23 protein-coding genes are annotated in these 19,887 nt (G+C 62.2%); 9 read left to right on the top strand and 14 right to left on the bottom strand.

Annotation, left to right across the window (positions count from 1 at the left end; translation table 11 throughout):
* Positions 1-12 precede the first annotated feature (12 nt).
* From ACZYHG_RS14985 to ACZYHG_RS14975, 3 genes are all read left to right on the top strand, one after another.
* Entirely contained in the window at positions 13-1,110 is a 1,098-nt protein-coding gene (locus ACZYHG_RS14985; protein ID WP_464614447.1) for an ABC transporter permease, read from the top strand.
* Complete coding sequence (locus tag ACZYHG_RS14980) at positions 1,110-1,904, top strand: ATP-binding cassette domain-containing protein (RefSeq protein ID WP_464614446.1); 795 nt, start codon at positions 1,110-1,112, stop codon at positions 1,902-1,904. The genes ACZYHG_RS14985 and ACZYHG_RS14980 overlap by 1 nt, the downstream gene beginning before the upstream one ends.
* A gap of 136 nt (positions 1,905-2,040) precedes the next feature.
* The gene (locus tag ACZYHG_RS14975) at positions 2,041-3,204 is read left to right on the top strand and encodes an extracellular catalytic domain type 1 short-chain-length polyhydroxyalkanoate depolymerase (protein WP_464614445.1); all 1,164 of its coding nucleotides are present in this window, start codon (positions 2,041-2,043) and stop codon (positions 3,202-3,204) included.
* A 106-nt stretch (positions 3,205-3,310) separates the two neighbouring features.
* Here the strand turns inward: ACZYHG_RS14975 and ACZYHG_RS14970 are convergent, their stop codons facing one another.
* From ACZYHG_RS14970 to ACZYHG_RS14960, 3 genes are all read right to left on the bottom strand, one after another.
* Positions 3,311-3,487: a BA14K family protein gene (locus ACZYHG_RS14970; RefSeq protein ID WP_464614444.1), complete on the bottom strand. Its 177-nt coding sequence runs from the start codon at positions 3,485-3,487 to the stop codon at positions 3,311-3,313.
* Positions 3,488-3,574: 87 nt separating this feature from the next.
* Positions 3,575-4,114, bottom strand: coding sequence for a sigma-70 family RNA polymerase sigma factor (locus ACZYHG_RS14965; protein ID WP_464614693.1), 540 nt, complete (start codon positions 4,112-4,114; stop codon positions 3,575-3,577).
* Between the two features lie 53 nt (positions 4,115-4,167).
* Positions 4,168-5,037: a hypothetical protein gene (locus ACZYHG_RS14960; RefSeq protein WP_464614443.1), complete on the bottom strand. Its 870-nt coding sequence runs from the start codon at positions 5,035-5,037 to the stop codon at positions 4,168-4,170.
* 327 nt (positions 5,038-5,364) lie between these two features.
* Here ACZYHG_RS14960 and ACZYHG_RS14955 point away from each other — a divergent pair, with 327 nt between their 5' ends.
* From ACZYHG_RS14955 to ACZYHG_RS14945, 3 genes are all read left to right on the top strand, one after another.
* Positions 5,365-5,916 carry a sigma-70 family RNA polymerase sigma factor gene (locus ACZYHG_RS14955; RefSeq protein WP_464614442.1) on the top strand — a complete coding sequence of 184 codons (552 nt, stop codon included), beginning with the start codon at positions 5,365-5,367 and terminating at the stop codon, positions 5,914-5,916.
* Complete coding sequence (locus tag ACZYHG_RS14950; protein ID WP_464614441.1) at positions 5,913-6,533, top strand: ChrR family anti-sigma-E factor; 621 nt, start codon at positions 5,913-5,915, stop codon at positions 6,531-6,533. Before ACZYHG_RS14955 ends, ACZYHG_RS14950 begins: the two co-directional genes overlap by 4 nt.
* 138 nt (positions 6,534-6,671) lie before the next feature.
* Positions 6,672-7,898 (top strand): amidohydrolase family protein, encoded by a 1,227-nt coding sequence (locus ACZYHG_RS14945; protein ID WP_464614440.1) that lies wholly within the window; start codon positions 6,672-6,674, stop codon positions 7,896-7,898.
* A gap of 161 nt (positions 7,899-8,059) precedes the next feature.
* On the opposite strand, the gene ACZYHG_RS14940 is transcribed toward ACZYHG_RS14945, so the two are convergent.
* The 3 genes from ACZYHG_RS14940 to ACZYHG_RS14930 all read right to left on the bottom strand — a co-directional run bounded on the left by ACZYHG_RS14940 (position 8,060) and on the right by ACZYHG_RS14930 (position 9,410).
* Positions 8,060-8,293, bottom strand: coding sequence for a hypothetical protein (locus ACZYHG_RS14940; RefSeq protein WP_464614439.1), 234 nt, complete (start codon positions 8,291-8,293; stop codon positions 8,060-8,062).
* Between the two features lie 134 nt (positions 8,294-8,427).
* Positions 8,428-8,721 carry an HlyU family transcriptional regulator gene (locus ACZYHG_RS14935; protein ID WP_027058682.1) on the bottom strand — a complete coding sequence of 98 codons (294 nt, stop codon included), beginning with the start codon at positions 8,719-8,721 and terminating at the stop codon, positions 8,428-8,430.
* 47 nt (positions 8,722-8,768) lie between these two features.
* Positions 8,769-9,410, bottom strand: coding sequence for a TetR/AcrR family transcriptional regulator (locus ACZYHG_RS14930; RefSeq protein WP_464614438.1), 642 nt, complete (start codon positions 9,408-9,410; stop codon positions 8,769-8,771).
* A gap of 184 nt (positions 9,411-9,594) precedes the next feature.
* Here ACZYHG_RS14930 and ACZYHG_RS14925 point away from each other — a divergent pair, with 184 nt between their 5' ends.
* Both ACZYHG_RS14925 and ACZYHG_RS14920 read left to right on the top strand, forming a co-directional pair.
* The gene (locus tag ACZYHG_RS14925; RefSeq protein ID WP_464614437.1) at positions 9,595-10,272 is read left to right on the top strand and encodes a PspA/IM30 family protein; all 678 of its coding nucleotides are present in this window, start codon (positions 9,595-9,597) and stop codon (positions 10,270-10,272) included.
* Positions 10,273-10,336: 64 nt separating this feature from the next.
* Entirely contained in the window at positions 10,337-10,597 is a 261-nt protein-coding gene (locus tag ACZYHG_RS14920; RefSeq protein ID WP_027030482.1) for a YiaA/YiaB family inner membrane protein, read from the top strand.
* A gap of 71 nt (positions 10,598-10,668) precedes the next feature.
* Here ACZYHG_RS14920 and ACZYHG_RS14915 read toward each other — a convergent pair whose 3' ends face one another.
* The 5 genes from ACZYHG_RS14915 to ACZYHG_RS14895 all read right to left on the bottom strand — a co-directional run bounded on the left by ACZYHG_RS14915 (position 10,669) and on the right by ACZYHG_RS14895 (position 13,621).
* Positions 10,669-11,343, bottom strand: a complete 675-nt coding sequence (locus ACZYHG_RS14915; protein ID WP_464614436.1) for a PadR family transcriptional regulator — start codon at positions 11,341-11,343, stop codon at positions 10,669-10,671.
* Between the two features lie 149 nt (positions 11,344-11,492).
* Positions 11,493-11,861 (bottom strand): thiol-disulfide oxidoreductase DCC family protein, encoded by a 369-nt coding sequence (locus tag ACZYHG_RS14910; RefSeq protein ID WP_464614435.1) that lies wholly within the window; start codon positions 11,859-11,861, stop codon positions 11,493-11,495.
* Positions 11,862-12,926, bottom strand: coding sequence for a DMT family transporter (locus ACZYHG_RS14905; protein WP_464614434.1), 1,065 nt, complete (start codon positions 12,924-12,926; stop codon positions 11,862-11,864).
* A gap of 28 nt (positions 12,927-12,954) precedes the next feature.
* Positions 12,955-13,224 carry a putative hemolysin gene (locus ACZYHG_RS14900; RefSeq protein WP_464614433.1) on the bottom strand — a complete coding sequence of 90 codons (270 nt, stop codon included), beginning with the start codon at positions 13,222-13,224 and terminating at the stop codon, positions 12,955-12,957.
* Positions 13,225-13,327: 103 nt separating this feature from the next.
* Positions 13,328-13,621, bottom strand: coding sequence for a GYD domain-containing protein (locus tag ACZYHG_RS14895; RefSeq protein WP_464614432.1), 294 nt, complete (start codon positions 13,619-13,621; stop codon positions 13,328-13,330).
* 277 nt (positions 13,622-13,898) lie between these two features.
* Here ACZYHG_RS14895 and ACZYHG_RS14890 point away from each other — a divergent pair, with 277 nt between their 5' ends.
* Entirely contained in the window at positions 13,899-14,954 is a 1,056-nt protein-coding gene (locus tag ACZYHG_RS14890) for a TauD/TfdA family dioxygenase (protein WP_464614431.1), read from the top strand.
* A 73-nt stretch (positions 14,955-15,027) separates the two neighbouring features.
* Here the strand turns inward: ACZYHG_RS14890 and rpoD are convergent, their stop codons facing one another.
* The 3 genes from rpoD to ACZYHG_RS14875 form a co-directional block, all read right to left on the bottom strand.
* The gene (gene rpoD, locus ACZYHG_RS14885) at positions 15,028-17,052 is read right to left on the bottom strand and encodes an RNA polymerase sigma factor RpoD (RefSeq protein ID WP_464614430.1); all 2,025 of its coding nucleotides are present in this window, start codon (positions 17,050-17,052) and stop codon (positions 15,028-15,030) included.
* A gap of 367 nt (positions 17,053-17,419) precedes the next feature.
* A complete protein-coding gene (gene dnaG / locus ACZYHG_RS14880) occupies positions 17,420-19,357 on the bottom strand; it encodes a DNA primase (RefSeq protein WP_464614429.1) in 1,938 nt (645 codons plus the stop codon).
* Between the two features lie 141 nt (positions 19,358-19,498).
* On the bottom strand, positions 19,499-19,876 hold the full coding sequence (locus ACZYHG_RS14875; protein ID WP_464614428.1) for an RcnB family protein: 378 nt from the start codon (positions 19,874-19,876) through the stop codon (positions 19,499-19,501).
* Between the last annotated feature and the right edge of the window lie 11 nt (positions 19,877-19,887).

Below are 19,887 nucleotides of genomic sequence, written 5' to 3'. Positions count from 1 at the left end.
GGGCAAGCAGCCATGGTTTCAGAGACGAGCGACGAGCGGGTACGGTCCGTCTCACGCCTCAGCCGCCTGTTGAGCCGGCCGGAGCTTGGCGCGGCCGCCGGCACCGTTCTGGTCTTCGTGTTCTTCGCCATTACGGCGGGCAGCTCGGGACTGTTCAGTGCCAAGGGCATCATCAACTTCCTCGAAGTCTCGGCTCAGCTTGGCATTCTCGCCGCACCCGTGGCCCTGCTAATGATCGCCGGCGAGTTCGACCTGTCGGTTGGCTCGATGATCGGCTTTGCCGGCATCCTCATCGCCATCCCTTCGGTGTTCTGGGGCTGGCCGATCTGGCTTTCGCTGCTGTTCACCTTCGCCGTCTGCGGCGGCATCGGCGCGCTGAACGGTCTTGCCGTCGTCAGGACCGGCCTGCCCTCCTTCATCGTGACGCTCGGCAGCCTGTTCATGCTGCGTGGCCTCACCCTCGGACTCACGCGCGGTATTTCAGGGCGGACCCAGGTCTCGGGCGTTCATGAACTGGCGTTGCACGATCCGCTCAACAGCCTGTTTTCGGGACAGGTGTTTTCCGGCCTGATCGCCTGGCTCGCCGACATCGGCCTGATCGGCAAGCGGGCGGACGGCCTGCCGTCGATATCAGGCATTCCGGTATCGATCGTGTGGTGGATCGTGCTGACCCTGGCCTGCACCTGGCTCCTGACCCGCAGCCGCTTCGGCAACTGGATTTTCGCTGCCGGCGGCGAGGCCAATGCCGCGCGCAATCTGGGCGTGCCGGTGGCGCGCACCAAGATCACGCTGTTCGTCATGACGGCACTCGCGGCAGCCCTGTTTGCCGCGATCCAGGTGCTGGTCACCGGCTCGGCCGACACGCTGCGCGGCACGCAGAAGGAGTTCGAGGCCATCATCGCCGTCGTCATCGGCGGCACGCTGCTGACCGGCGGTTACGGATCGGCCATCGGCGCCATGTTCGGCGCCCTGATCTTCGGCGTCGTGCAGATGGGCATCTTCTACACCGGCATCGACACCGACTGGTTCAAGCTGTTCATGGGCGCCATGATGGTCATCGCGGTGCTGTTCAACAGCTATGTGCGCAACCGTGCCATGAGGAGCCGGTGATGGCCGAGCCCTATGTCGAACTGAAGTCGGTCAGCAAGTATTTCGGTTCGGTCGTGGCGCTGAAGGACGTGTCCTTCGATGTCTGTCCCGGTGAGGTGCATTGCCTGCTCGGCGACAATGGCGCCGGCAAGTCGACGCTGATCAAGACGCTGTCGGGCGTCTACTCGCCCGACGAAGGCGAAATCCGCGTCCAGGGCAAGCCGACAAGGTTCGCCTCGCCCGCCGATACGCGCAACAGCGGCATTGCCACCGTCTACCAGGACCTGGCGCTGGTGCCGTTGATGAGCGTGGCGCGCAACTTCTTCCTCGGGCGCGAGCCGATGCGCAAGTTCGGGCCGATCAGCCAGTTCGACGCCGACTTCGCCAACCGCACCGCGTATGACGAACTGTCGGCGATGGGGATCCAGCTGCGCGATCCCGAACAGCCGGTCGGCACACTGTCGGGTGGCGAACGGCAGTGTCTGGCCATTGCGCGCGCCGTCTATTTCGGCGCCAAGGTGCTGATCCTGGACGAGCCGACATCGGCGCTGGGCGTCCATCAGGCATCCGTGGTGCTGAAGCTCATCGTCCAGTCCAAGGCGCGCGGCATCGGCGTCATCTTCATCTCCCACAACGTTCACCACGCCTATGTCGTCGGCGACCGCTTCACCCTGTTGAAGCGCGGCAGAAGCACCGGCACTTACGCCAAGGGCGAAATCAACCGCGACCAGTTGCTCAACCTGATGGCCGGCGGCAAGGAACTGGTGGATCTGGAACAGGAACTGGCGAAGTCGGCCAGGACGGGGCCAGCCTGAGGTACGACGTCGGTCGCGGGCGGAGCACGCCTCTGTCTGACCCTGCGTAAGCTTGTTATTGTGCAGTGCAGCAACGATTTTGCTTCAAGTGCATTGTGCTCAGGCTTCCGCCATTCCGGCGGTCTAGGATCTCGATTTGCGCAACATCTCAGATACGATCGCCCGTCTTTCGGCCATGCGGAGCCGACCGGCATTTTCCCAACCGGGCCAGTCCGACAGCCTGTCCGACCTGGCCGCATTCGGGTCCAATCCAGGCGCCTTGCGGGCACGCTTCTTTGTTCCTGAAAACTTGCCGCGCGGAGCAGCGTTGGTGGTCGTCCTGCACGGCTGCACGCAGACGGCGGCCGGCTATGATCACGGGTCTGGCTGGTCGCGTCTGGCAGAAGAGGAAGGATTTGCGGTATTGCTGCCGGAACAGCAGCGCGCCAACAATGCCAATCTCTGCTTCAACTGGTTCGTGCCCGAAGATATCACCCGCGATCGCGGTGAAGTGCTCTCCATTCGCCAGATGATCGAAGCCATGGTGACAAAACATGGCCTGGACCGACAGCGCGTTTTCATCACCGGCCTTTCCGCCGGCGGCGCCATGGCAGCAGCAATGTTGGCAACATATCCGGAGGTGTTCGCCGGCGGCGCGGTGATTGCCGGCCTTGCCTATGGCAGCGCATCGACGATCCCGGAAGCTTTCGACCGCATGCGTGGCCATGGCGGCCCCTCCGAGCCGGAACTCCAGCGACGCCTGGCGCAGGCGTCGCCGCACAAGGGGCCTTGGCCGAAGATTTCGATCTGGCAGGGCACCGCCGATCACACGGTGGCGCCTGAAAATGCGGACGCCCTTGTTGCCCAATGGCAGGGCGTTCATCGCGTCGGGGCAAGCCCGGCTCGAAAAGAGAACCATGGACAGACGCACCACGTCTGGCGCGACGCCGATGGCAATGTGGTAATCGAGAAATACACCATTGCCGGCATGGGCCATGGCACGCCTTTGAAGACGGTCGGTGACGATGCGCTCGGCCATGCGGCGCCATTCATGCTGGACGTCGGAATATCGTCGACACGCCGCATTGCAGCCTTTTGGAATCTCACAGATCGGGATGCTGATGATCGGGCGAAGGCTGAGCCTGCCTTTGCCCATCCCGCTTCAGATACTGCTTTGCGCACATATGCTGCGCCGGACAAGCCAAGGCCGGCCCGTGTCGAACGTGCCGAACCGCCGCGCCAGGCGGAGGCACACGAATCCGCGACAGGCATAGGCAAGGTGATTGAAGACGCTCTTCGCGCAGCCGGCTTGATGCGCTAGCCATTCGCACGCACGGGCTGCGCCCAACGCTGATTGAGGTTCATGGAGAACGACAAAAAATCCGCGCTGTCGCCAGCGCGGATTCCTGGTCGTTGCGAGAAGATCGTTAGTAGTTGCACTGCTGGCGAGGGCCGCTGTTCTGCTGCCAGCTGTTGTCGGAAGATCTGTACGACCTGTAGTGCTCGGCGCATATCCGGTCGTGCGAGCTGCCGCGTGAAATCTGATTTGCGATGACGCTGGTGATCAGCGCGCCGGTTGCGAAGGCAGCCAGCAGAAACCACATGTCACGACGAAGCCACCTCTGATGCGGGTGGCAAGGAACTGATGGAACTGGAACTGGCGAAATCTATCAAGAGCGGGGTTCTGAAAGTCATTCCTCCAAGCTCTCTCGAAGTTTGATCAGGCTGCGCCGAAGCCAGGTTCGCATTGTGTTGAGCGGCACGTTATGACGCTGTGCAAGCTCAGCGTAGGACATGCCCTGCTGATATGCGCCCCTGATGGCCGCCGCCTTTTCTGTGCTCAGAGCGTCGATGCATCGGTCGAGACGAGCGATCTGGTCGCTTTGAATCAGAAGTTCCTCGGCCCACGGCCTCATGTCGGCAATATCGCCCGCGGCCGCCAGGTCGAAAGCTGGAGGGCGGCGTGATCTGATAAGATCGATCGAATGATTGCGAGCAACCGCGACAAGCCAGGAGATCGGGCTGAGTTCCGAGGCCGCATATCGATCAGCCTTGGTCCATATCTTTACATAGACGTCCTGCAGCGCCTCCTCAGCTTCCCCTTTGTCACCCAAAATACGCAGGCATGTACAGAACAATTTCGCGCACGTATGCTTGTAGAGCAGATCGAACGCGTCTCGATCACGCATGCTCGTTCGCAAGATGAGCTTGGTTATGTCGTCTCGAGTCAGCACGACACAGCCCTCGCCCCAAGCGACCCCTGTCCGCCTCCAGCCACTTGGACCTACGCGCCTTCGACAGGATGGGAGGGGGCGTCGCGACCAACCAGACGCTCCGGTTGAACAATATTGCCCTTGCGCGCTCGACCGCGTCCCCAGCAGCCATCACTCGGAGCAACCGACGCTGGCAGCAGGCCTACCGACGAACGCCAGCGCTGATCGATTTTCTCCAGCGCGGCTTCATCGAAATCCGACGCGTGTTCCCAGTACCTGCCATGTTCGACAAAATAGCCGAGTTCATCCTCGAGTGTGTCGGCGGTTTCGATGGAAATCGGATCGACGGCGCCTTCAAGCATCGCCTTGAGCGCCTTGATCCGGACCGAGGTAAGTCGCTCGATAAACCGCAGGGTTGCCCGCGGGATGGCAAGACGACTTTCAGGAAGATTTGAAAGATTGAGGCAGACTGTTCCGTAACGGAGGGCTTTAGCGAACAGCCTTGCAGACTTGGCTTCCAGGTCTCTCAATGTCACGTCGTCGCGCAGCGGGTCAGCTGTTCCAACGCCATAGAAATGTGTCGGCGCATTGTTGGGATAAATCATATCGCAACCCAGGAACGCCATCACATCGGGCTTGAGGGCCTTCAGAGCCCAATAGGCAGCGGTGAAGGCCATTGTGCCGCCCGCATAGACAAACCCACCGAATGCATTCTGGGCAGGGACGAAGGCATTCGACTTGATGATCGACGCCATTCGCGGACGTTGGTCGCTCGGCAGGCGGTCATCGGGAAAATCGTCGGGGTGGATCAAATAGTCCCAGTCAGGCCGCACGCGCCAGGCATTGTTTATGACGACAATGGAGGAGAACGCCCCTCTGGACCAATCTCCGCATCGAACGGCATCTGGCGCGCTGCCGACGATCAAGACAACATTTGGCATGTCAGGCCCCCTTCCTGTTTGCGTCTTGGATCCGTGCGCGCCTGCTGAGCGTGGACGCACACCCTGCGTCAAAGATCACGCATGCCTGCCTCCTGAGGAACTGCCTTCGGAGCACAGGGTTCTGATCATTTCAGTCGCAATACGGTTGCCGGGCCGAAATGGATCACAGCTCGCTGAAAAACGGATGGGCTGGCCGGAAAAAAGTGATTGGAAAGTCAAAAGTGGGTCAAATCAGTGATCCAAAAGACCGACTGATGCGTAAAGGACTCGAGAAAGCCAGTAACGCTGCCTTGCCAGCCGGAGCAGGATAGAGCGTATAGCAGAACGATGGTGGAATTCGATCCAGCCCGGCTGATCAGGCGTGTCGCGGCAAGTCAGGATCGCGACGCGTTCGCGGAACTGTTCGAACATTATGCGCCGCGCATCAAGGCGATGATGATCCGTCGAGGCGCAAGTCGTGACCGTGCAGAGGATCTGGCGCAGGAAACATTGATCAAACTTTGGCGCAAGGCTGCACAATATGATCCCGAGCGAGCGACTGCGGCGGCCTGGGTTTATGCGATCGCCCGCAATATCAGCGTCGATGAGAGTCGCCGCGAAGGCCGTGCCACCGCATGGATCGAGGACGATGGCATGCTGGAAGAGCAAGACAATGACGAGCCTGAAAGTCAACTGCTCGTCGCCGAGCGTGAGGCCTACGTCAGGTCGTCGATTGTAGCGCTGCCGGATGAACAGTTGCGCGTCATTCGCCTCTCATTCTTCGATGGCCTTGCACATGCCGAGATCGCAAATCTCCTCGGCATCCCGCTGGGCACCGTCAAGTCGCGGATCAGGCTTGCCTTGCAAAGGTTGAGAGACAGAGTTGGTGAGTTGAAATGACTGAGGCCATTGCCCATCATCCGACCGACGAGACCCTCGCGGCCTTTGCTTCGGGCACGCTTGATGAAGCGCGCGGGCTCGTCGTTTCGATGCATCTGTCCTTGTGCACTGCCTGCAGCCGCAAGGTGGAAAGGTACGAGGCGATAGGTGGCGAGCTTCTTGAACAGGCAACGCCGGTGTCAATGGAGCCAGGTGCGCTGCGCAATGTTTTGCGCCTGATCGAAAAGAACTCCGCGGCTACCGAGAAGGGGCCGGAAAAACCGCTTGACCGCTATCGGCTTGGGCCATGGCGTTGGGTCGGGCCGGGTGTGCGCCAGCGTTCGGTATCGGTGCCTGAAGTCTCGGACATCAAGGTGTTCATGCTGAAGGCCGCGCCAGGAACCAGGCTGCCGCACCATAAGCATACCGGCTACGAATGGACATGCGTCCTCGAAGGGGCATTCGAACACCAGTTCGGCCGCTACGGCCCTGGTGACTTCGACGAGGCCGACGAGACAATGGAACACAAGCCGACCGTATGTGAGGGCGACCCCTGCATCTGTATCGTAGCACTCCAGGGCAATATCGTCCTTCAAAGCCGGCTTGGCCGCATCATACAGCCGCTGCTCAGACTTTAGAGCAATTCCAGTCGAAGCTACCCCGCTCTGCTGGACTTTACAGCGGGGCTCCTTTGGGATTGAAACGGAAGGAGTTTCAAACTCGGATATGCCGCACGCCTCCTCACCGACGCTGCGCCAACGGCTTGTAACGCGCCAATGATCTTCGATCTGATTATCCGCAATGTCCGGCTTGCAGAAGCCGGCCCGATCGTCGACATCGCCGTCACCGATGGCAGGATCGTTGCGATCGGTCCGCTTGTTCCCGGCAAAGCGGATGAAGAGGTCGATGCTGGCAATAGTTTTGCCTGCGCGGGCTTTGTCGATGCCCATATCCATCTCGACAAGGCCTGCATTCTCGATCGCTGCTCCATCTGCGAAGGCACGCTGGCCGAGGCGGTCCGCGAGACCTCTAAAGCCAAGGTCGGCTTCACGGAAGCGGACGTCTACGAGCGCGCGTCGTGCGTGGTTGAAAAGGCCATCGGTCACGGCACCACGCGGATGCGCAGCTTCGTGGAAATCGATCCGCGTGCGGGCTTCCGGTCCTTCGAGGCGATCAAACGCATCCGCACAGACTATTCTTTCGCCATCGACATCGAGATTTGCGCCTTCGCCCAGGACGGGCTGACCAATGAAGCCGAAACGTTCGCCATGTTGGACGAGGCGCTTGCCAATGGGGCCGACCTGGTTGGCGGATGCCCGTACACGGACACCGATCCGCGGCGTCATATCGAACGCATCTTCGACCTGGCCGAAAAACACGACGTGGCTGCTGATTTTCACCTGGATTTCAGCCTCGATCCGGACAGGACGGATTTGCCCTCCGTCATCACGCAAACGCTGGAAAGAGGCTGGCAAGGCCGCGTCGCGCTCGGCCATGTCACCAATCTTTCGGCCATGGCGCCCGATCAGGTCTCTGAAATCGGCGCGCGACTGGCGTCCGCAGGGATAGGGCTCGCGGTGCTTCCGGCGACGGATCTCTTCCTCAATGGGCGAGGCCACGACAGATTGGTGCCGCGTGGGATCGCGCCCGCCGATCGACTTGCCAGGGCGGGCGTCGCCGTGGCGATAGCCACCAACAATGTGCTGAACCCTTTCACGCCATTCGGGGATGCCTCGCTGGTCCGCATGGCCAATCTCTACGCCAACGTCGCGCAACTGACGCTGGCCGCGGATATCGCCGCGGTCTTTGCCATGGTGACATCAGGCGCTGCCCGGCTGATGTCAGCGCCCTATGGGCTGGCGGTCGGGGCGCAGGCCGATATCGTTCTGCTCGAATGTGACGGACCGTCAGCGGCCGTGCGCGAAGCCGCGCCAGTAATTACGGGCTGGAAACGCGGCCGCAGGAGTTTTGACAATGGCCCCCGTAAAATCCTCCGACCTTGAGGCGTCGCATGCTTGGCCTCTTGCGGGTTCGCGCCAGCGTGTGCGCCGGCTACCCTTGCGCAACCTGGGCTATTCGTTGGCTGCCTGAGGGGCAAGAAATGGTTGAGCGAGCTGGTTATCGCTGAGATCAGGTAGGCGCTCGTGGGCTCGCCCGCGCGATCCTACTCCTCCGAAAACGTCACGCTCACGCCGCGCTGCCGAAAATATGCCTGCATCAGCTTGCGGCCCGAGCGGTTGCTCTGCGCCAGCTTGGTCGGATCGAACACCGCCTGTTTTATCCCCTCGCGTGCCAGCGCTGCCTTGAGCGCCGCGATGTGGGCGTCGAGCTCGGCATTATCCGCTCGGAGCGAGGCATAGATATTGTCGGTCGCCTCGGCCACGGTCAGTTCGCTCACGGGTGTCGTCCTCTGGTTGTTCGGGCGGCGGCTTAGCACAGATTCGCGGCTCCGCCGATACCGGTGGGACCGTTAGTGCACAGCGGCCTAGTTTTGGTACGCCACAACCGCGAAGCCGCCAATCCCGCCCTACCCTACCCGAAAATCCGCTCGCCCTGCTCGTCGATCAATTGCATGCCCTTCTTGATCGAGATGTCGACGGCGTCGTCGAGGCCGGCGAAGCGGTCGGCGCGGATGAATTTGTGTTCCTTCATCACACCGTCGACCTCCTTGGAGACGGTGCCGCAGGTCTGGTACTGGCCCTCGGCCTTGTAGGGCGTAGCGCTGATCAGGAAGCCCTTGTGCTCGACCTGCTTGGCGGGCGCGGCACTTTTGGGCTCGGCCGCCGCTTCACCGCCACCGCCGAAAAGACGTTTCAGAAAAGACATCGCTCAAATCTCCTTGTTCGTCCTGCACACCGCGGTCCATTCGCGATTCACGACGTTTTCGTCCCAGAATGCGCGAATGTGCCGCCGCGTTCCAGCCCCTTGATGAAGACTGCGACAAGGAGCTCGATCTGCTGGTCGATCTCGTCGGCCTGCCGGCGCACGGATCTGGCCGCATAGCCGCTGGTGACGATGCCGTGCACGCTGGACCAGAGCGTGCGCGCGGCGATCCGGCGCGTATCGTCGTCGAGGTCGAAATCGCCGCTGGCGAGCACCCGGGCGATGATCTCGAACAACTGGTCGAGCCGCGCTTCATAGGCGTCCGGCTCGGAGAGCGTGGGGCGCCGCCTGTTGAAGGCAAGCAGCGCCGGCCAGCTGCCGGGATGCGCCTCGACAAAGCGCACATAGGCGCCGGCCAGCGCCAGCAGGCGCTGGCGCACATCCGTGACGCCGCGTTTGCCGAGATCCGCCATCGCCGCCGCGCCTGCCGCCCCCAACCGGTCGAGCAGCCGCATGTTAACGGCACGGTGCACCCCGTCGAGATCGGCAAACAGATTGTAGACCGAGCCGACCGAGATGCCCGCCTGCTCGGCGATGGTCCTCGCCTTCAGATTGTCCATGCCGCCCTCGTTGAGCAGCACCTCGGCAATGGCCAGCACCCGCTCGCTTGTTTCTTCCCTGTCCAGTGCCATGCTTGTCCTTGTGGATGGCCGTGCCTCGGCCCGAGCTGCAAGTGTTTCGAACCATGATCGTCCCTTCGTTTACCATAGAAGGGAATTCGTGAACAGCGTTCAAAAGTCTCTTGAACAATGTTCATTTCCTGTTATGTTGGCCTCGTGAACATTGTTCACCGCAACATTCGAAGGGAGAAGAACCATGCTTAGCCTGATCAGAACATTGCTCGACGGCGCCAGCGCACGGGCCGAGGACGGTCTCAAGGATCGCTTCGCCATCGACCTTCTGGCGCAGCGCATCCGCGACGCCGAGACGGGCCTTGCCGCCGCCAAGCAGACGCTTGCCTCATTGATCGTTCGCCAGCGTGCCGAGCAGGCAAGCCTCGACCAGCTCGACCGCCGTCATGCCGATCTGGAAAGCCGCACCGTCAGCGCGCTTGCCGCCGGTAACAACGGCCTTGCCGAAAGCGGTGCGGCGGCAATAGCCGAACTGGAGAATGAACGCGAAGTCCGCCGCGCCACCGTGCAGAGCCTCGGCGAGAAGACGTTGCGCATGCGCGTTTCGGTAGAGCGGGCACATCGCCGCATCATCGACCTCAACCAGGGCATGATCTCGGCCCGCGCCATCGATGCCGAGCGCAAAGCGCAGTCGCGGCTGGTCAGATCGATCGGCAATGCGGGAAGCCTCAACGATGCCGAGGAATTGCTCGCCCGCATCAAGGGCGCCAGCGACCCGTTCGAGGAGGCCGGCATTCTCGACGAGATCGACGGCGAGCTGCGTCACGAAGCGATCCGCGACCGCCTCGCCGAAGCCGGGCACGGTCCGGCCGTGAAGGTCCGCGCCAGGGACGTACTCGAACGCCTGAAGACCATCAACTGAAAACCAGACTTTCCAAACCTGATTTCCATCAACCCAACCATCATCAAATCAACGGAGAACTCCAATGAACGCCAACCAGACCTACATCATGTTCAACACCGCCTCGGTCGGTGCCGCCTATTTCATGCTCGGCCTCTCGCTGTGGCTGGCACCGGTCGACCTGGCGACCAAGGGCTATTGGGCGATGGGCATCCTGCTCTTGACCGGCAGCCTTGTGAACCTGGTCAAGTACCGCACCGACGAGCGCCTGTCGTCCGAGATGACCGCCAAGATCGAAAAGGCCCGCAACGAAAAGCTGATCAGCGAATATGTCGGCAAGGAATGATCCGCATCGCAGCTAACGAAAAAAGCCCGGTCTCCCGGGCTTTTTTGTCGTGACGACGCATCGCGTATGCCTCAGCCGTGCGACAGCGCTTCCAGCGCTTCGGCCGCGGCTTCGAGGATGGCGATCGCCTCGGCCTGCTTTTCAGCCGGGGCATCGACAATGTCGCCCAGAGCCGCACGCAACCGGTGGCGCACAGCGCGGAATTCGTCACGCGTTTCCGAGCGCTCGCCACGGCCGCCACGGCCACCCCGGCGCTCCTCGCCATCGTCGTTCCAGCCGAACCAGTCGCGCGCCTTGGCCATCTTGCGGCCGAAACGTTCGAGATGTTCGAGCACGCCGTCGATCATCTCGCGATTGTCGGCAAGATGCGCCTGACCCGCCTCGCTGATCGAAAACACCTTCTTGTTGCCATCCGCGGCGGAAGCGGCATAGCCAGCTTCTTCCAGGAAAGTCAGCGTCGGGTAGACCACGCCCGGGCTCGGGCTGTAGATGCCGCTGGTGCGCTCTTCCAGGGCCTTGATGATGTCATAGCCGTGGCGCGGCGCCTCGGCCAGCAGCGACAGCGTGATCAGCTTGAGATCGCCATCGGCCAGCATGCGACCGGCGCGGAACATGTCGCCCGGGCCACCACGCCCGCCACCGCGACCGCCATGTCCGAAAGGTCCAAAGCCGCCGCCCCCTCTGCCACCAAATTTGCCGGCCATGTGCATGAAGATGCGTTCGCCGAAATGATTGTGTCTGTGCATTGATTGCTCCTTGAGTTCTATCTTACGATATATCTTAATTAGGCGCGCCCTCTTGTGGAGTCAAGATATATCTTACGATGTATCAGAATGTTGCGCCAGCCGGATCAATCTCTGATCGGAGCCCGTTCCGTTCGATGGAGATGAATTGCCTACCAGCGGCCCTTGCGCCGGTTCCAGGCATAGAGCAGGTCGGCGAAGCGGTCGTAGCCAAAGCGGGTCAGCGGCAAGGCAACCGGATTGCCGAAAAGCGTGGCCAGCCAGCCCTCGCCTGGCGTGGCCTTCCACACCGCAATCGCGACATCGGCGCCAACCAGAAGCCGGCCCTCCGCATCGGTGGCGTGCAGCCGGCGGCGTATGTCTTCCAGCGTGGCGCCAAACCGGGCAAGTGCCGCCGGCTCCAGATTGATGTCGCGAAACGCGATCCGCCCGGCCTTGATCGCTTCGATCAGCCGCCGCTTCTGCCTGGCAATGCCCGCATCGCAGACCGGACAGCGTGTATTGTACCAGACGGTCAGCATTTACCCGTGGCCGTGCCGATGATGCAGGTCCGGATAATGCGGATGCCGGTGGCGCATCGGCGCATGCCGGTGCCAGTGCGAATGCGGCTCGCTCACCGGCCCGTCATGATGGTGCTGGTGGTGTTCGTCATGCACATGGCTGTGCTCGTGTTCCAGTTCCTCGTGGTCGTGCTCATGTTCATGGCGCTCCGACAAATGCAGCCACAGGCCGATGGCCATCAACAGCCCCGCGATCGCCAGCTTGAGCGTGACGGCATCGCCCAGCATGGCTATGGCCAGCAGCGCACCGATGAACGGAGCCAGCGAGTAATAGGCGCCGGTCCGCGCGGTGCCGAGATGGCGCAGCGCCACGATGAACATCACCAGGCTGACACCGATGCCGAAGAAGCCGACGGCGGCCGTTGCCGCCACGATTGACGCTGGCGGAAACGAAGCCCCGGCGGCAAGCGCCAGCCCGACATTGACGACACCCGCCACCAACCCTTTGAGCATGGCGATCACCACCGGATCGGTGGCCGAGATCTTGCGGGTGAAATTGTTGTCCAGCCCCCACGCCAGGCATGCCCCGGCGACCAGCATGGCACCCGGGTTGAAGGCGACGCCGTCGCCTTGCCATGACAGCAGAACGGCGCCAGCAAGGATGGCGAAAGCGCCCACAAGCAGACGCCGGTCGACATTTTCGCGGTAGACGAGCCAGGCGATCGCCATTGTCGCCAGCCCTTCGAGATTGAGCAGCAGCGCCGAACTGGACGCGGTGTTGAAAGTAAGGCCGAACATCAACAGCACCGGCGCGACGATGCCGCCCATGCCAATTGCCACCGCCAGCCATGGAATATCCCTTGCAGCCAGTTGCGCCTCGCCGGCGGCGGCTTGTTTGCCGCGAAGCAGGCGATAGATAGCCAGCCCGACGCCGGCGCCGAGATAGAGCAGGCCGGCCAGCATGAAGGGGTTCACGGCATCGAGCAGCAGCTTGGACAGTGGCGGCGTCGCCCCGAACAGGGCGGCCGAGCCAAGAGCCAGCGGCACGCCGGGCCAGAGATGCGAATGGGAATGCGGCTCGGACATGGTCTCTCACCTTATGATGGCGTGCGCGTCACTTGCCGCGCATGGCCGCCTTTGGCCCGACGCATTTGTTGTCGCGAAACAACGCCCACTCCTCGCACAGGCGCCTGTTAGGCAGACGGCAGAAACCATATTCGTTGCCGGCCTTGTCCTTCCTGGTCACCAGGCGGCCGCCGATCTCGCCGCAATGCAAGGATGCCGGATTGGCCATGCCGACCGGTTTTTGCGCGACGGCGTAGGCATCGATCGGCGTCGACGATATCAAGGCAAGGCAAACAACCAGTATCGAGACTTTCTTCATCGCGATCTCCCCTGGCGCATCCTATCACGGCGAAGCGTCCCGTCCTGCGGCAAAGCGCCGTCAGGCCGGCATCTGGTCATCGCCATCGAGAAACCGGCCGCTTTCACCCAAGCGACGAGATGATCTCGCGGTAAGCGAATTCCGGGAAGGCCTTCAGCGTCCGGGACTTGAGGTTTCCGCTCGCGGCCAGCATCAGCGCAAAACGCGCCAGCACCGCATCGTCGGGTGCTTCGACCACCGCGACCATGTCGTATTCGCCCATGGTCAGGAAGAACAATTTGAACGATCCGCCCATCTCGCCCAGCTGCTTCCTGGCAGCGTCGAGGCGCTTGGGCGAATCGCGCACGTTCTTCGCGCCCTGCTCGGTCCAGTTCATCAGCATGATGTAGGTCGTCATGGTACGCCTCCTTCCGGGGCCACGGAGCACGGCGGCTTCGCCAGGGCGGGCATCCGGGTTGTCGCCCAGAAAATGCATCCGATAAGAAATTATCCTCCCGCGGCGAACGTCCCGCAAGGATTCATCCACGCCCTCATGTGGGAGCTTGAGGCGACGGTCACCGCCAACCAGGGAAAGCCGGTTTAAAAACCCGCCTGATTGCGGCAATCTCCGCCATGGTCATCGATCGGGGAAATCCCGGCCGACGTCGCGGGCCAGCCAGCCGCAGGAGAATTTCATGCGCGAGACAACAGACCTGCCGCCGGCACAGATCGATAGTCCCGCCGCGTGGATCGGCGAGGACATGGCAAAGCATCCGGACACATGGCTGGTCGAACTCGGCCCACAGGATGTCGCGGAGCTGGAATTAGCGGCTACCCGCTTTCTCGCCGGTTCGCACGATATCGGCAGCCTGACCGGGGCCGACTTCCCCTTGCCCCGGCTCGCCGGCCATCTTGCCGCGCTTCGCGAAAAACTGATCGCAGGCATTGGCTTCGAGGTGCTGCGCGGTCTCCCGGTCGAAAGGTATTCCGCTGAAATGACGGCAACGATCTTCTGCGGGATTGGCGCGCACCTGGGAAGCGCTCGCTCCCAGAATGCCCAGGGCCATATACTCGGCCATGTCCGCGACATCGGCGCCGACGCGAAGGCCGCCACGACGCGCATCTACCAGACGGCGGAGCGCCAGACGTTTCACACCGATTCCGCCGATGTCGTCGGCTTGCTCTGCCTGAAGAATGCCATGCAAGGCGGCGAGTCCCTGCTGGTCAGCACGGTGACGATCTACAATGAGATGCGCAAAAGCCGGCCGGATCTCGCCCGCCTGCTGTTTGATCCGATCGCCACCGACCGGCGCGGCGAGATACCGGAGGGCGAAAAACCCTATTTCGAAGTCCCGGTCCTCAACTGGCATGCGGGATTGCTGACCGGCATCTATCAGCGCCAGTACATCGACAGCGCCCAGCGTTTTCCCGACGCCATGCGGCTGAGCGCAGCCCATGTCGAAGCGCTGGATCTCTTCGACAGCCTCGCCAATGATGTCAGGCTGAACCTGTCGATGCGGCTGCGGCCCGGCGACCTGCAGTTCGTCTACAATCATTCGCTGCTGCACGACCGCATGGGCTTTCGCGATTGGCCGGACCCGGACAAGCGGCGCCATATGCTGCGCCTGTGGCTGTCGGTTCCCGGCGACCGGCCGCTGCCCCTGTGTTTCAGGCAGCGCTATGGCTCGATCGAGATCGGTAACCGGGGCGGCATCATCGTCAAGGGCACGCGGCTGAACGTGCCGCTGTAGAGCAATTCGATGAACCACCTGAAACGAAAAGGGCGCCTCGATGGGCGCCCTCTTTGCAATCGGTAAGTAAGTGTCAGCTGTCGAGGAAGCTGCGCAGCTTGCGCGACCGGCTCGGGTGCTTGAGCTTGCGCAGCGCCTTGGCTTCGATCTGGCGGATACGCTCGCGCGTGACCGAGAACTGCTGGCCGACTTCTTCCAGCGTGTGGTCGGTGTTCATGCCGATGCCGAAGCGCATGCGCAGAACACGCTCCTCGCGCGGCGTCAGCGAGGCCAGCACGCGCGTGGTGGTCTCGCGCAGATTGGCCTGGATCGCCGCGTCGATCGGCAGGATCGCCATCTTGTCCTCGATGAAATCGCCCAGATGCGAATCCTCCTCGTCGCCCACAGGCGTTTCGAGCGAGATCGGCTCCTTGGCGATCTTCAAGACCTTGCGCACTTTTTCGAGCGGCATTGCGAGCTTTTCGGCCAGTTCTTCCGGCGTCGGCTCGCGGCCGATCTCGTGCAGCATCTGGCGGGACGTGCGCACGATCTTGTTGATCGTCTCGATCATGTGCACCGGAATGCGGATGGTGCGGGCCTGGTCGGCGATCGAACGCGTGATCGCCTGCCGGATCCACCATGTCGCGTAGGTCGAGAACTTGTAGCCGCGGCGGTATTCGAATTTGTCGACCGCCTTCATCAGGCCGATATTGCCTTCCTGGATCAGGTCGAGGAACTGCAGGCCGCGATTGGTGTATTTCTTGGCGATGGAGATGACGAGACGCAGATTGGCCTCGACCATTTCCTTCTTGGCGATAGCGGCTTCGCGCTCGCCCTTCTGCACCTGGTTGACGATCTTGCGGAATTCCAGGATCGAGATCGCCGTTTCGGTGGCCAGGTGCTGGATCTCGGCGCGCAGCTCCTTGATCGCTTCCTTCTCGTTCTTGGTGAATTCCTTCCAGCCACGCGACGTCAGATTGCCGATCGCGCGCGTCCAGTTGGGGTCAAGCTCGGAGCCTTGATACTCCTTCAGGAACTCCTCGCGGCGCACGCCATAGCTTTCTGCCAGACGCAACAGCTTGCCTTCGTTCTGCACCAGGCGCTTGTTGATGTCGTAGAGCTGCTCGACCAGCGCCTCGATGCGCGCCGTGTTGAGCGACAGCGACTTCACCGCCTTGATCAGCTGGTCCTTCAGCTCCTTCAGCCGGCGGTCCTGGCTGGGCGACAGCGTGCCGGCGGCGGCCAGACGGTTCTCGACCTGCTGGTCCTGCAGCTTGCGCAGCTTCTTGTAGGTGTCGGCGATGACGTCGAGCGTCTCCATCACCTGCGGACGCAGTTCGGCTTCCATCGCCGCCAGCGACAGGCTCGCCTCGTCCTCGTCTTCCTCGTCGTCATCCCCGATGCCGCGCGTGTCGGCGCCGACATTGGTGATGTCTTCTTCGTCGTCGCGCCCGCGGCGTGACTTTTCCTCGACCTTGGGCGCTTCCTCGACGCGCTCCACCACCGGTGCCTGCTTGGCCTCGGGGCCTGCATAGGTTGCTTCGAGATCGATGATCTCGCGCAGCAGGATCTTCGATTCGTTGAGCTCGTCGCGCCAGATGATGATGGCCTGGAAGGTCAGCGGGCTTTCGCAGAGGCCCGCGATCATCGTCTCGCGGCCGGCCTCGATGCGCTTGGCAATGGCGATTTCGCCTTCGCGCGACAGAAGCTCCACCGAGCCCATCTCGCGCAGATACATACGCACCGGATCGTCGGTGCGGTCGGTCGGCTCTTTCTTGGTGGTGGTGGCGGCTACCGCCGTGCCGGTCTGTTCGGCCAGCTCGTTGGCGTCTTCCTCGGCGTCCGCCGCGGTGTCGCTGGCCTCGGCCTCTTCGCCCTGCTCGTCATCCTCGACGACGTTGATGCCCATGTCGGACAGCATCGCCATCGTGTCCTCGATCTGCTCGGAGGTCACTTCCTCGGAAGGCAGCACCGAATTCAGCTCGTCCATGGTCACATAGCCGCGCTTCTTGGCGGCCTTGATCATCTTCTTGACAGCATCATCGGAAAGGTCGAGCAGAGGGCCATCGGTGGCGCCTTCGCGTTCGGTCTCGACCTCTTCCTTTTCCTTAGTCGCCATAATTTTTATCTTCTCCAAGCGGCTGCCATCGAAGCCGCGTAAACTGTCGGACCAGTCAAAACCGAATGTGCTCGCTTATGAAACGCGCTTCACCGGGCCAGTAACCGTATCTACCGTTAAGTCCAGATTAACCCTGATAACTGTGGCAGGCTGCCTGCCTGTCCAGTGACCAGTACCTCACATCGCTCATTTCCCGTCGGCGCGGGTGCGGGTTAACGTTTCGAATCGTCCTGATTCCGCCATTCTGTCGGAAGGTCAAGCGCCTCTCGCATGATTCGCATGAAAAAAGCGAATCAATTACCCGACTTAGCGCGCCCCGCCCCCTGGGGAAGCTTGGCCACGCTCTCATTCCTGCACTCAGCTGCACTTAGGCTCGCCCAGCCCTGCCCGACGAAACGCCGAATCCTTCGATCAGCGCTTCCGTCGCCTGTACATCCTGAAATTGCGCCTGAATTTCGATCAGATGGCGGAAGTTTTCGTCCGATGGATCTGCTTCGAGCGCCGCTTCCGCCTGTTTCAACTCCTTATGTAAGGTGCGTGCGCTGCGCTGCAAGTGCAGCGCCTGGTTCAGAGCGTCGCGGGCATCGTCGAGCGCGGCTGCCTCCAGCGCCGGCCACTGCCGCGCCCGCCGGATCAGGCCGACGGCGCGCTCCCAGATCTCGGCGCAGCCGGCGCGCTCGATCGTCGTCACCACGGCGTGGCGGTCATTGGCCATGTCGTGCGCCATCGCGTCGAGGATGGCGGCATGCAGCCGCTGCAGGTCGGAATTGACGAGATCGAGAAACTCGACATGGGCGAAATTCTCGTCGATCAGCGCCGGATGGTTGACCAGCGCCACGATGATCGTCGCCTCGCGCACCGACATGCCTTCGCTGCCGCGCTTGACCAGCGCGGATTGGCCGAGGCTTTCGGTGATCGCCATGCGGCCGCCGCCAGGCTTGGCGAATTGCCCGCCGGGTGCGGCTGGCTTGCCCTGCTGCCCCGGTTTCCAGTCCGGGCGCCCTTGCCGTGTATCACGCTGCGAGCCGAAGAAGCTCTTTTCGCGCTCACGCATTTCCTGCTGGTAGTGATAGCGCGTGCTTTCGTCGCGGATGCGACTGGTCAACTCCCGCAGCGTCTTTCCAAGTTCCGCCCGCCGCTCCGGCGTGTCGAAGACACCGCCCGCTGTCTCGCGCATCCACAAGAGGTCGACCAGCGGCCGCGCATCGGCAAGCACTGCCCGGAACGCATCCGGCCCTTCGGCCTTGACCAGGTCGTCGGGATCCTTGCCTTCCGGCAGCAGCGCGAAGCGCACCGAACGGCCGGCCTGGACCGAAGGCAGCGCCAGATCGGCGGCGCGCCATGCCGCCTTCAGCCCGGCCTTGTCGCCGTCGAAGCACAGCATCGGCTCAGGCGCCATGCGCCACAGCAATTCGAGCTGGTTTTCGGTGAGTGCCGTGCCGAGCGGCGCCACGGCATTCTCGAAGCCGGCCTGCGCCAACGCGATGACGTCCATATAGCCTTCGACGGCAATCACCGTGCCGCCCTTGGCCAGGGCCTTGCGGGCACGGGCGAAATTGTAGAGCACATTGCCCTTGTGGAAGAGCTCGGTGTCGGGCGAGTTCATGTATTTGGCCAGCGCATCAGGCGCCAGCGCACGGCCACCGAAGGCAATGATCCTGCCGCGCGAATCCGGGATCGGGAACATGATGCGGTCGCGAAACCAGTCATAGGAGACCGGAATGTCGTCGCCATGGCGCACAAGCCCGCACGCCTCGATATCGGCTTTCGGCACGCCCTTTGCCGCCAGATGCTCCTTCAGCGCATTGCGGCTGTCGGGCGCGAAGCCAAGCCGGAACGACTGCTGCGTCGCCGGTGTTAGCCCGCGATCCCTGAGATACGCGCGGGCTTTCGCCCCTTCCGGTCCCTGCAGCCGTTCCTGGAAGAAAGCAGTCGCCATCTCCATAACATCGGTCAGGCTGGCGCGCTCCTTCTCGCGCTGTTCCTCGCGTTCGTCGCGGACCGGCATCGGCACGCCGGCCATGTCGGCGATCTTCTCGACCGCTTCGGGAAAACTCAATCCTTCGAGCTCAGTCAGGAACTTGAAATGGTCGCCAGAAACCGAGCAGCCGAAACAGTGGTAGCGGCCCTTCTTATCCTCGCAGTGGAAAGACGGGCTCTTCTCGCCATGGAAGGGGCAACAAGCCCAATAGTCGCCGCGCGACGCGTTGGTCTTCTTGCGATCCCACGCCACGCGCTGGCCGATAACCGATGAAATCGGCACGCGGTCGCGGATCTCGTCGAGGAAGGCCGGCGGAAAGCGCATTGAGGGAACTCGTTTCCCCACCATATAATCATGCCGGAGAAATCCGACGACCCCCAATACGGGCCATACCCGGTTTCCACAGGGCAAAAAAGAAAGGCGGCCGTTACGGGCCGCCCTGCTTTTCAGTCCCGCGCTGTTGGCTTAGTGCGCGGCGATCGCACCGAAGATGATGCCGGAAAGGATGCTGACCAGCACATAGTCGTTGCCGACGCGGATCCATTCCTGGCCGGGGCCGGGGCGACGCAGACCGTAGCGGCCGTAGTCGCGGACCGGCTGATGCTGGCGCCAGCCGGAATATTTCTGGCCATGGCGCCAGTTGTTCCGCTTCACGACGACCTTCTTCTGAACGCGCTTCTGGATGACGCGCTTCTTCTCGTCACGATGGGTGGGCTTCTGCCAGTCGACCTTGGTGTAGTTCGACTGCGGCGCGACCGGCGCATTCATCGGCGCGGCCTGGCCGGTGAGCGACGTAGCGGCGAGCATCGAGACGGCGAGGACAGAAAGAACAATGCGTTTCATGAGAAGTCTCC

This window comes from Mesorhizobium subarcticum, from assembly GCF_055456085.1.
Note: the sequence above shows the minus strand (reverse complement) of the source record. Positions and strands in the feature narration are given on the sequence as shown.